This is a genomic window from Pirellulales bacterium (genome assembly GCA_036499395.1).
GTDB lineage: Bacteria > Planctomycetota > Planctomycetia > Pirellulales > JACPPG01 > JACPPG01.
Window position 1 is genome coordinate 186307 of the sequence record DASYDW010000136.1, and the last position, 11817, is coordinate 198123.

At 60.2% G+C, this 11817-nt stretch carries 9 protein-coding genes; 5 read left to right on the plus strand and 4 right to left on the minus strand.

What is annotated here, in order from left to right:
- The first annotated feature begins 140 nt into the window (after nucleotides 1-140).
- Nucleotides 141-1685, plus strand: a complete 1545-nt coding sequence (locus VGN12_29175) for a hypothetical protein (GenBank protein HEY4313560.1) — start codon at nucleotides 141-143, stop codon at nucleotides 1683-1685.
- Between the two features lie 34 nt (nucleotides 1686-1719).
- On the opposite strand, the gene VGN12_29180 is transcribed toward VGN12_29175, so the two are convergent.
- Entirely contained in the window at nucleotides 1720-2985 is a 1266-nt protein-coding gene (locus VGN12_29180; GenBank protein ID HEY4313561.1) for a hypothetical protein, read from the minus strand.
- A gap of 405 nt (nucleotides 2986-3390) precedes the next feature.
- Between VGN12_29180 and VGN12_29185 the strand changes: the two genes are divergently transcribed.
- Nucleotides 3391-5043 (plus strand): diguanylate cyclase, encoded by a 1653-nt coding sequence (locus VGN12_29185; protein ID HEY4313562.1) that lies wholly within the window; start codon nucleotides 3391-3393, stop codon nucleotides 5041-5043.
- A 74-nt stretch (nucleotides 5044-5117) separates the two neighbouring features.
- On the opposite strand, the gene VGN12_29190 is transcribed toward VGN12_29185, so the two are convergent.
- A complete protein-coding gene (locus VGN12_29190; GenBank protein HEY4313563.1) occupies nucleotides 5118-5438 on the minus strand; it encodes a hypothetical protein in 321 nt (106 codons plus the stop codon).
- 87 nt (nucleotides 5439-5525) lie between these two features.
- Nucleotides 5526-6725 carry a sodium-dependent bicarbonate transport family permease gene (locus VGN12_29195; GenBank protein HEY4313564.1) on the minus strand — a complete coding sequence of 400 codons (1200 nt, stop codon included), beginning with the start codon at nucleotides 6723-6725 and terminating at the stop codon, nucleotides 5526-5528.
- A gap of 632 nt (nucleotides 6726-7357) precedes the next feature.
- Between VGN12_29195 and VGN12_29200 the strand changes: the two genes are divergently transcribed.
- Nucleotides 7358-8029, plus strand: a complete 672-nt coding sequence (locus VGN12_29200) for a response regulator transcription factor (protein ID HEY4313565.1) — start codon at nucleotides 7358-7360, stop codon at nucleotides 8027-8029.
- Entirely contained in the window at nucleotides 8010-9467 is a 1458-nt protein-coding gene (locus VGN12_29205; protein ID HEY4313566.1) for an ATP-binding protein, read from the plus strand. The genes VGN12_29200 and VGN12_29205 overlap by 20 nt, the downstream gene beginning before the upstream one ends.
- A gap of 23 nt (nucleotides 9468-9490) precedes the next feature.
- Here VGN12_29205 and VGN12_29210 read toward each other — a convergent pair whose 3' ends face one another.
- A complete protein-coding gene (locus VGN12_29210) occupies nucleotides 9491-10870 on the minus strand; it encodes a DUF1501 domain-containing protein (protein ID HEY4313567.1) in 1380 nt (459 codons plus the stop codon).
- 421 nt (nucleotides 10871-11291) lie between these two features.
- Here VGN12_29210 and VGN12_29215 point away from each other — a divergent pair, with 421 nt between their 5' ends.
- Complete coding sequence (locus VGN12_29215; protein ID HEY4313568.1) at nucleotides 11292-11768, plus strand: DinB family protein; 477 nt, start codon at nucleotides 11292-11294, stop codon at nucleotides 11766-11768.
- Nucleotides 11769-11817: the final 49 nt, after the last annotated feature.

An 11817-nucleotide genomic window follows, 5' to 3' on the forward strand; every position in this document is an offset into this window, starting at 1 on the left:
GGCCACAACCAAGCACGCGGAACGCTCGGCCCCCCTCGGGCGGCGTTTGCCCGGTACGGCGAACCTGTTAGTGGCATGCTACGCTTGCCTATGTTCCGCCGGCAGCTCTGAAGGCGAAAACCTGGCTGGTCGAGGGTCTTATGTTTGCACGGTGTTTTTTCTTCTGTGGCGCATTCTGCTTGGTAATCGGCGCCGCGTCAAAACTGCTAGCGACCAACGGCGGAGAATTCCGCATTACGGTCGTTGACGCTCAGACGCGCGAACCGATCGCGTGCCGCCTGCATTTGAAGAACGCCAAGGGAGCGCCGCAAAAAGCGGCACGCATGCCGTTCTGGAACGACCACTTCGTTTTTCCCGGCAACGTGAAACTACGACTGCCGCGCGGCAATTACACGTTCGAACTCGACCACGGCCCCGAGTATACCGATCGCAAAGGTTACTTCTCGATTGAGGACAACGCCGACGATGAACAGGTGATCGACCTGACGCGCTCGGTCGATATGGCTGGCGAAGGGTGGTGGTCGGGCGACCTGCATATCCACCGCTCGGAAAAAGACATCCGCCTGCTGATGCAGGCCGAGGACCTGCATGTCGCGCCACTGATTACCTGGTGGAACGAGAAGAATCCGTGGAAAGGAAAGCCGCTCCCCAAGGAACCGGTCGTGCGGTTCGACGGTAACCGGATTTATGATTTGCTGGGGGGAGAAGACGAGCGCGGCGGCGGTGCATTGTTGTTCTTCAATCTGGCGAATCCTTTGGATCTGAGCGGATCGGAGCGTGAATATCCTCCGGCGATGAAATTCCTGCTCGCCGCGCGTGCCCAGGAAACTCCTGACCAGCCCGTGTGGATCGATATTGAAAAGCCCTTTTGGTGGGACACGCCGATCTGGCTGGCCAGCGGCAAGGTCGATTCGATCGGCCTGGCCAATAACCACATGCAGCGCGATGGCATGCTGACGAACGAGGCTTGGGGGAAGCCACGCGACAAGAGCCGATTTCGCGATCCGCGCGGTAACGGCGAATGGTCCGAGGAGATTTATTATCACGTGCTCAACTCGGGTCTGCGCATTCCCCCATCGGCCGGTAGTGCGTCAGGCGTGATGCCAAATCCGGTCGGCTATAACCGGATCTATGTGTGGGTCGACAAGGACGAATTCAGCTACGCCGCCTGGTGGGAGGCGTTCAAGGCCGGCCGTGTGGTCGTGACCAACGGCCCCCTGATTCGGCCGTTTGCAAACAACCGTTTGCCGGGGCACGTTTTCAAGGGCACGGCCACCGAAGAGCTCGAACTCGAAATTACGTTGAACCTCGCTACCCGCGAGCCGATCAGTTACATGGAAATCGTCAAAGATGGCCGCGTCGTGCAGAGCGTTCGGCTGGACGAAATGGCCAAGACCGGCCACCTGCCGCCGGTCAAGTTTACGGAGAGCGGTTGGGTGCTGGTGCGTGCCGTAACGGATAACGACAAAACGTACCGCTTCGCATCGACGGCGCCGTGGTACGTCGAACTGGGGGACAAACCCAGGATCAGCAAAGCCTCGGCACAATTCTTCTTGGATTGGGTCAACGAACGTACGGCGAAGCTGAAGCTCACCGATGTCGCCGAGCGCCGCGAGGTATTGGAATTCCACGACCAAGCGCGGAAGTTCTGGGAAGAACGCGTCTCTCAGGCGACCGTTGACTAATCGCGCTGTTGGTCAAAGAGCCAACCGTGCAAAGCTAAGGGCAGCACTCGGCAACGAGCACTCCTTGAGCCTGGGCCAGTTTGACCAGTGCGAGCTTCCAGTTGACGACTTTCTCCAGCAGATCACCATCGGCCTGCAACAGTGCCAAGCGGGCCGCACTCGAGTCGGCGAACGTCGCGCCGCCGGCGCCGGCCCGCCCTTCGACATCGGCGCGTCGTTGGGCGAGTTGATCGCGTGACTCCTTGGCCAAAGCGATTTGCCGGACGCGCACATCGACCATCTCCGCGGCCTCGCGGATTTCGACGGCGATCTCCTGTTCGCGGTTGTTGGTGTACTGATTGATCTGCCGGCGACGTTCGGGAAGTTCTCGCTTGGCTTCGTGCGCCTTGCGCAGGGCGCCGAGCAAGCCGAAAATGCCATCGCAGCCCGACGATTGCGGCGCTAACCCCAACAACGGGCTGATCTGAGACAGCGCCGCCCGGCTCGAAGCCAACGAGTCTTCGTCAAGATTGCGCCGCAGTCGGCGAAGCATGCCGAGTTCCGGACGCGTCGCCAAGCCAAATTGCACGGCCGCCTCGATATCTTGCGGTTCAACCAGCGCTGTCAGATCGTCGGTGGGCCACAGCCGCTCGTACGGCGCGGTGGGGCGCAGCCCGATCTGCTGCCAAAGCTGCATGTCGAATTGCGTGACGGCTCCCTCGACTTGAACCTGCTGATCACGCAGCTCGATTTCGCGGCGCGCGAACTGGTTCTCGTCCAGCGGCAACTTCAGCCCCTGCTGCCGCAACCGGTCGACGCCAGACACGGTTTGTCGCACATCGGCGAGCGAGCGCCCGAGCAGGTCCAGCCGGGCTTCGTTCAATTCAAGCGCGTAATACGTGCTCAAGGCGTCCGCGCTCGAACGATTGCGCGCCTCGAGCGCCGCGGTGCGCAGCACGTCATAGGTCAACGAGTTGTCTTCATGCGAACAATGCTTGCCAGCTTCTCGCGCAGCCAACGCCCGGCGCTCGCCATCGAGCAAGTTGCCCAGCTTCGAAGCGCGCGCGGCCAGGCATTGGCATTCGGGCTTGCTGAGCGCGTGGTAATTTCCTGCCGCGCGAGGATAGCCGAGCTGTTGATCGACCGCCGGCAGCCGCTCGACGCGCTCGACATCGACGAGCGCCGCGCCGCGCTCGACCACCTCGAGCGAGTCGCTCGTCGGCGGCCCCGCCCCGACGCGGCCGCGGTGCGCAACGCTCCCGGCGCAGCCGACCACGGTCGTCACGAGAATCAGTCCCAGCAGCAGTAACCCGGCTCGCATGCGCTCCTCAGCCTGGAATGGCGGCATTTCCCTACTTTCATCGCCGTACGGCTGCGAAGGCCTGAAGCATTTATTGGGGTTCTGCCCGGCGAAAGGGATCAAACGCGACTGACGAAGGAAGGGATTGTGGTGGGGTCGGGTTTGCGGCCTTGACGGTTACGCTACGGCCGATTGTGCCGGTTGTGCCGTCCCTAGCAGATGATCGGGAAAGGGTAACCGTAACGGCGTTGAATCCTTGCCAAAACGCCGCGAGAAAACGCACGTTGTCCGGCGCGCGGAAGGCGATCCAATGCCGCAGCGGTGGTCGTTCGCCAACCGAACGAACCGATCAAAATTCATCCCACCTTTGGGTGAGTCTCAAACCTATAGTTGCTAAAGGCTGCGCGCAAACTGCACGATGCGGACTTGACGTCCCCCAACCCCTCGTACACGAAGATGTTGCACCGCAAAGTACTCATCGCCGACGACGACCCGGATATTCGCCGGTTGGTCGCCTATTGGCTCGAGGCGGCGGGCTACACCGTGCAACAGGCCGAAGATGGCGCAGCAGCCCTCGAGGCGGCCCATCAAGATTGCCCGCACTTTCTGATTTGCGATTGGGATATGCCTGGGCTCGACGGGATCGAGCTGTGCCGGCGGATTCGCGACGACAGCTTTCCGCACTACATCTACACGGTACTGCTCACCGCGCATAACAAAGTCGCGGACATGATCCTGGCGTTAGAGTCGGGCGCAGACGATCTCTTGACCAAGCCGATCGCCTCGCCCGAGTTGCTGGCGCGTTTACGCGCCGGGGCGCGCGTGATCGAACTCGAAAACCAACTGGTCCGGTTGGCACGCACCGATCCGCTGACTGAGATTCCGAATCGATGGGTATTCTTCGAGCAATTCGAGCGAGAGCTGGCCCGTGCTCGCCGGCAGCAGACGCCGTTGACCTGCGTGCTGTGCGATATCGACTTTTTCAAAACCGTGAACGACACCCACGGGCACGTTGCGGGTGATATTATCCTCAAGGCGTTCGCCCAAGTTTTGAATTCCCAGTGCCGCGAGACGGACCATTTGTGCCGTTACGGTGGAGAAGAGTTTTGCATCCTGCTGACGGACACCGACGAAAAGCAGGCCATTCAGTGGGCGCAGCGAATCCGGGCCACGTTACGGGAGATGTCGCTTCCCGGTGAGGGCCATCGGCTGACGATCACGGTCAGTTTCGGCGTGGCTGAACTGGACGAATGCGTCGAGAGACCGACCGAGCTGTTCGATCGCGCCGACAGCGCCCTACGCGTCGCCAAGCATACGGGGCGCGATCGGGTTGTCGGCTTTAGTGAACTGGACGAGCCGGACGGACAGGATTGCGAGTCCACCGGCGACTATCGCGAATGGCTGCGCGGCCTGCAAGCCCGGCAGATCATGTCCAGCCGGATCACATGTTTTCGGAATGATCAGCCGATCCACGAGGCGGCGGAATTCTTCTTGCGGACGCGCATCAATTCCGCGCCGGTTGTCGACGACGGCGGCAAGCTGGCCGGCATCGTCTCGGAAAAAGACTTGGTCTGCGCGCCGCTACAGGCCGACGGCTGGAATCTGCCGCTGTGCGACGTCATGAAAACCAACGTCGTGTGTTACGACGAAGAGACACCTGCGATCATCATCTACAACTTTCTGTGCCGCGTTTCGATTCGCCGGGTCGTGATCGTGAAAGATGGTTTTCCGACGGGGATCATCAGCCGGGGCACGTTCTTGCGATTGATGGCCAATTGGCAGGCCGCGCGCGAGTCGTCGCGGCGGTCCGAGAGCGACGACAACACCGATCGTCTCGCGATCGAGCGGCATCTGGCCGCTACGATGCAGCGACTCGAGGCGAGCGTCACAGAAATCGAGAACAGCCTGGCCACGGACGCGGGCGCCACCCCTCTGTTCGTGGGTGCGGCCTCGATTCAGGATTTGGCCCTCGACCTGGTGGCCTTATCGGGCTGGCTGGGCGAAACGCGCGCGACGGGCACTTTACCCATTCAAGTGCCAATGCCTACAACGCCGACACTCCCTGCGCCGACGCGTTAGCGACGTTTCGCTCGACATCGCGCCCTTGCGATAACTGATAGCGCGGAGGCTGCGAACCATCGCACGGCGACAATTCATCGGCGAAAGAACGTGTCGCGACTGTCGACCATGACCGTATCGACGAAGGCGGTCACCGGGTAGCGCTGTACCGCATCGCGGTGGACGTAATCCATGAGGGCCGACGCGACGTCGATCGTGGTAATCATTTCGATACGGACACAAGAGCGGTCCGGACTGTTGAACAAGTCGTCAACGATGCCGTGCTCCCCCTTGCCAAAGCAATACATGGCGTTGTACCCCTTGGCTCCGAGCTCGACGAATTTCGAAAGCAGGTCTTTCAGCAAGACGCTCTCAGCGATAACGACCACGCGTTTGGCTTCGACGAATTCTGCCATGTTCCGTCATCCCCCTTTCGTGGACGAGCGAGCCTTGCGAGTTCGCTAGATTATCCACCTGCGCTCAGTGTGGCGTGCTAGGTTCCGTCAGCCCGCACCAACGGCTGGCGCTGCGACGGGAAAATGTTCCAAGACCGCTTTGGCAATCTGCATATAAACGGGAATTCCGATCGTCACGTTGTACGAAAACGTGCATCCCAAAGAGGCTGCCAGCGGCAGCGTTGGGCTTGCTTCGGGAATCGCCAGCCGCTGAACGGCGGGTACCGCGATATAGGATGCGGCTGCGCACAGGACGGCAAACAGGGTATACGTCCCCAGCTCGAATGGCGTTCCCAGAAACTTGCTGTACCCATGCGCGATGAAGATCCCCATGGTCGCAAGGATGTTGGGACCAATCAGCGCGAACATCACGAAGGGCAGGCCGGCGGATTTCAGGTCGCGCAAGCGTCGGCAAGCGGTCATGCCCATTTCCAATAGAAACAGACATAACGCTCCCTGGAACAGCTTCACGAACAGCTCGTCATCCTCGGCAGTGATTTTTTCTCCCTGCAAGCGGCTCACAAAGCCGATCAGGATACCGCCAAAGAGCAAGAACAGCCCCGGATTGAGAAACAGTTCGTGTAGCAGCTGCAGATTGATGAACGAATAGAAGCTGCCGTTGCCATTCTTAGCGAGCTTCGCCGCGTCAGCTTCGGATGAACCGTGCATGCCTTCACTTTCCACCGATGCAAACGATGGCGTCTGCGGATCGTAACCCGGCTCGTCAGGCAGGTTGCCGCGAGCGTCCATCCCGTTTTGGCGCAAACGGGAGACGAGAAACAACGCGACGAGGCAGCCAGGAACCTCCATCACAGCCAACATCACCGGCATATAGGGCGCAAAACCGACGCCGGCAACGTTCAACACCCCGACGCACGTCGCGAACGTACCTGCCGAGTCCGAACCGTAGTAGCCCGCAACCGTGGCGGCATCGACCCGACGCAACTTCGTGAATCCTCGTAAGGCGTAATAAGCCAGGATACCAATCAGGAAATTCGTGACGAAACCAATCACCATGAATCCGCCAGCGCGGGCAAATTCCTTGCCGGACAACGCGGCCAACTCCTCACCACCGTGCCAGCCGATGGCGATCAGCAGATACATCGTCAGGCCCTGATAGAGCACGTGCGGGAACTCGAAGGGAACCTTCAACAGCGGCACGCTGAAGCCCATGTAGAAGAACAACAACAGGGGCTTGAAGAGGTTGTGTCGGAAGTTCTCCCAGAATTCCCAAAACATGTCATGCATCGCGAAACCTGCTGATGTTGGGCGAACAGCGCATGACCGGCGCGATGTCGGCAGCAGGAGTCGAGCGGCCCGCGGCAACGAGAGCCAAGCGAATGACCGTACGATGAGGCCCTAGCCTTGGATGAGAGGCCATCGATCGTGTCGATGCAGCAGCAAGCAACGGAACGTTCGGCGATGAAGAGATTGGCCGACGGGCCGTTTTAGAGTGCCTGGCCAGCGAACACATAATGACAGCCAGGAGCCCACTTTTATGGTCGACGACTCGCACCATACTCGGAAGTATATGAGGTTTAAAGCCGCCCTGGGACGTCAGTTGGTTAAAAATTCGTAAATATGCCGCGCGCCATTCGCGCCGAAGACCGTGCGGCGACGAGAATAGGTGCAGAGTTGCCCAAGGTTTGACCCGCCCCGCGACGGTTGTGCCAGCGACGGCATCAGGGATCAATTCGCGCCCCTAGGTTCCCCGATGTACACTTAAAGGAGCGGGCGAGACCGAATCGAGGGTGAGCAGTCAGCGCCATGGGTCGCGGCAAAATCGCCGACGAACCGTGGGCCTGCGCGATCGTGCGATTCGTAGAAACATTGAATGCCGTCGCGATCTTGCACAACCCGACATCCCAGGAGCGCTACACGTGAACGTGTTAGTCATCGAGGACGACCCGGTAATCGGCAAAGCGCTGCGGCAGGGATTCGTCGAGGGAGGAAGCGAGTGCGCATGGGCCAAGGATGGCGTCCGCGGCCTGGAAATGGCCAGCAGCCAACAATACGACGTCATCATCATCGATCTGATGTTGCCGCGCATGCCAGGTCTCGAGGTGTTAGCCAAGCTCCGCTCGCAGGGCCTGCAAACTCCGACCATTTTGCTGACGGCCCTCGGATCGGTCGAGGAGCGCGTGGCCGGCCTAAATGCCGGAGCCGACGATTACCTGGTCAAGCCGTTCGCCTTCACCGAGTTGATGGCGCGGATCGAGGCCGTTTGCCGGCGCACGACAACCAGACCCCGCCCCGTGTTGCAAGTCCGCGACATCACGCTGGACCTGACGACGCGCCGCGTGACGCGTGGCGGCGTCGAAGTCGACCTCACGCCGACCGAGTTCAGCCTGCTGGAATTGTTGATGCGTTATGCAGGCCAGGTTGTGACGCGCAAAATGCTCTGCGAGCATTTGTGGCAGTCCGATTGGGAAGGGACGACGAACGTCATCGAGGTCCATATCAATCGTTTGCGCGGCAAGCTCGATCGCAAATTCGGCGAATCTATGATTCAAACGGTGCGAGGTCGCGGCTATGCGATTCCGGCGGCTTAGGGATGTCTTCCGGTCTCTCCGTTTTCGCCTCACGTTGTGGAACACGGCCGTCGTGCTGCTGACGGTCGTCTGCACGTTGATGGGCGTCCGCGAGGCGCTGCGGTTTGCCCTGCGTCACGAGATCGATCAACTGCTGCGCGAGGACGCCCTGGAAGTCGAGTTGGCGGTCGAGCAGATGTACCACTCGATCAACAACGAGGCTTTCTCGGCCGAAATGACGCGCAAGGTCGCCGCCCATATCGAACGTGGCATGTTCGTCGAGCTGCTGGACGAGAACGATAAAGTCCTGTGGTGCAGCGAAAACACGCCGTCCGAGCAATTATTCAAATCCGATCTGCGCGACGGCACAATGACGATCGCCGGCCAGCGCTATCGCGTCGTACAATCGCATTTGGAAAAGCCTGGGCTGCCCACGTTTACGGTGCGAGTCGGTTCGTCGATGGCCAGCGCCGACGAGGATATCGCCAAGGTCACGCAAGTGATGACGATCGTGGCGCTGTTGATCATGTTGATTGCGCCTTTGGGCGGCTTCTGGCTGTCAGGGCGCGCCACACATCCGCTGGCTCAGATCATTCACACGGCCGATCGGTTGCGACCGCGGCGCATGGAAGAGCGTCTGCCGATGCGCGGTACGGGGGACGAGCTCGATCAGCTATCAGCCACGATCAATCGCTTCCTCGATTTGATTGCCGAATACCTGGACCGCAATCGGGAATTCGTCGCCAACGCGGCGCATGAACTGCGGTCACCGCTGGCCGCCATCCAGAGCTCGGTTGAGGTGGCCTTGAATAGCGATCGCACGATCGACGAGTACAAGGACCTGTTGAGCGACATCGTGGACGAGTGCAGCAGCCTGGGCAAGCTCGTGAATCAACTGCTGCTACTGGCCGAAAGTGACGCCGGCAGCATGCAGATCGATACCAAGGCCGTAGCGCTCGACCGACTGACGAAGCATTCGGTCGATATGTTCCAGGGAGCGGCCGAAGAGCGTGGCGTCGATTTGCATTTCGGCCGCTTCGAATCCCTACCGGTTCGCGGCGATGCCCAGCGTTTGCAACAGGTCGTCAATAACTTGATCGACAATGCGGTAAAATTCACTCAGTCAGGCGGTAGCGTCACGGTTGACCTGTCGCACGACCGCGATCGAGCCCGCGCGATCGTCCAGGTGCGCGATACCGGCATGGGCATTCCGTCGGATGACCTGCCCCACGTCTTCGAGCGCTTCTATCGCGGCGACAAATCCCGCCAGCGTGAAAATCAGCCGGGCGGAACCGGATTAGGTCTGAGCATTTGCCAATCGATCGTGCAGGCGCACGGTGGCAAGATGGAAATCCAGAGCACCTTGGGAAAAGGAACGACCGCGACCGTATACCTGCCTGCCGCTCCGCAAGATGCGACACAGGAACGTTTAGCGCCCTTCGCGATCGGCCCCGCCTAGCTGCACGTGCGGCGTTTGCCGTATCAAATCAATTCGCTGATCACTTCGCCGGCGTCGATCGCCGGCACTGGGCGGCCGGAGTGATTCAAGAAGCTCGCATGAGGGTCGATCCCCAGCACGCGATAGATGGTCGCGTGGAGGTCGCCGGCCGTGATCGGGCGATCTTTCGGCGCCTCGCCCAAGCGGTTCGTCGAACCGACGATCTGACCGCCGCGAATCCCGCCGCCGCCGAGCAGACAGAACATGGCATTACCCCAATGATCGCGCCCCGGCGTCCCCATGCTCAAGGGGGGACCGCCGTTGCCGCCGTTGTTCATCCGCGGTGTACGGCTGAATTCGCCACACACGACCACGAGCACGCGTTCGGAAAGTCCGCGATCACTCAGGTCCTGGAACAGCGTTGCCAGTCCGCTGTCGACGCGCGGCAGGTAGCTTTCCATTCCGGACTTCAAGTTCCAGTGATGATCCCATCCGCCCAAGTGTACGGTGACGAACGTGCAGCCCGCCTCGACCAGACGGCGGGCTAGCAACATGCTTTGCCCCCACGACTGCCGACCATATTGGTCGCGTAGTTTGGGATCCTCACTACCGATGTCGAACGCCTTGCGCGCCGCTTCGCCGGAGACCATCTGATAGGCATCATGCTGAAAGCGATTCATCGCATCAAGCGCTCCGCTGGAATCGACCTCGCGGCGCATCCGATCGAAATCGCGGAACAGGCCCTGCCGGTCCTCGAGTCGCGCAAGCGACATGTCGTTCGGCAGATTCAGATTCTGGACCTTGAAGTTGTCGCTGTTCGGGTCTCCGTCGGTCTCAAACGGATTGTGCTCGCGCCCCAAGTAATTGGCGCCGAAGTAACCCGGCCGTAAGCCGATGCTGGCCGCGTAGGGCACGGCAACGTAGGCCGGCATACCTGGCTGGCGCGGGCCAAGCGTCTTGGCAGCGATGGCGCCGATCGAAGGATACTTGCCAGCCTGATCAGCACCGTTCGCACCACCACGACTGGTCAGAATGATATGGCCGCCGGTGAAATGGTCGCCATTGTTGTGATGCAACGAGCGGATGATCGAGAACTTATCGGCCACCTTGGCCTGCAGCGGAAATAGCTCCGAGATTTCCATGCCTGGCACGTTCGTCGGAATTGGCTGCCAAAGCCCGCGATATTCGGGCGGAGCCTCGGGCTTCATGTCATACATATCCATGTGGCCCGGACCGCCATCCATCCAGACGAGAATGACCGAGGTGTCCTTGCGCGGAGTGCCACGTCGCGCCGAGTCTTCCTTGGCGCGCAGGATCTTGGGCAAACCCACCGAGGCCATGCCAGCGGCGCCGACTTGCACGAAGCTGCGGCGGGTCATGCCGTCGCAATAACGCGGCGTGCGGCCGGAAGTGACTTTGAACATCTCAGGTCCTCGCTTTCGAGGCTGGTGGCGGGGGCAGCGCCGGCAGGACGTGATCCAGCGTGGCACTGCTTTTCGGGCAGGATGAAACTATCGGCGGTCGTTGTCGGGATTAACGATACGCTGTGGCAATCGACGACACGCAATTCGCGTCATCGATCAGAACGGAAGGCAGAACATATCGGCAGTCTTTTATCCGACTGGATTCTAAGGGATCGTTTACCGTGGGGTCAATAAAAAGTTCCGGCCGCACTGGCCGACCCGTGGCCTTGAAACCGGCTCATTGCTGCCGGTGAGCGTCCGCGGCCTATCGCTTTGTTTGCAAACCCTGCTAAAAACCGGCAGGAAGGTTCGGGTGATGGGTAAAGGTAAATCGTGCAGCCCACTGTGTGTCGACAACTCAAATTTCGCAGGGAGCATTCGCATGGATCGGCAATGGATCGATCGTTACCTCCAGGGGGCGTACGTGCTGGGACAGGCCATTCGCGGTTTGTCGAACCAAGAACGAAATGCCTTCCCAGTGCCCGGCACGTGGAGCATCCAGCAGATCGTGATGCACATGATGGACAGCGACCTGATCGCCGCCGACCGTATGAAACGCGTCATTGCCGAAGATCACCCGACGTTGATCGGCTACAACGAGACGTTGTTCGCCCAACACTTGCCCTACGATGAACTCGACGCTGAACTCGCTTGCAACATTTTTGCTAATAACCGTCGGCTGATGGGCGAAATCCTACGGCGGCAGCCCGACGCCGCCTTCCAACGGACCGGCCTGCACAACGAAACCGGCGTGATCACGCTCGAATATCTCGTCAAAACCTACACCGGCCATCTGGAACATCACATGCAGTTTGTGAAGCAGAAACGCGAACTGCTGGGCAAGCCGCTGATTGCGTAAACGCGCGTCGCGGAATGACGAACCTGTCCTGCTTTTGATGAGATTCGGG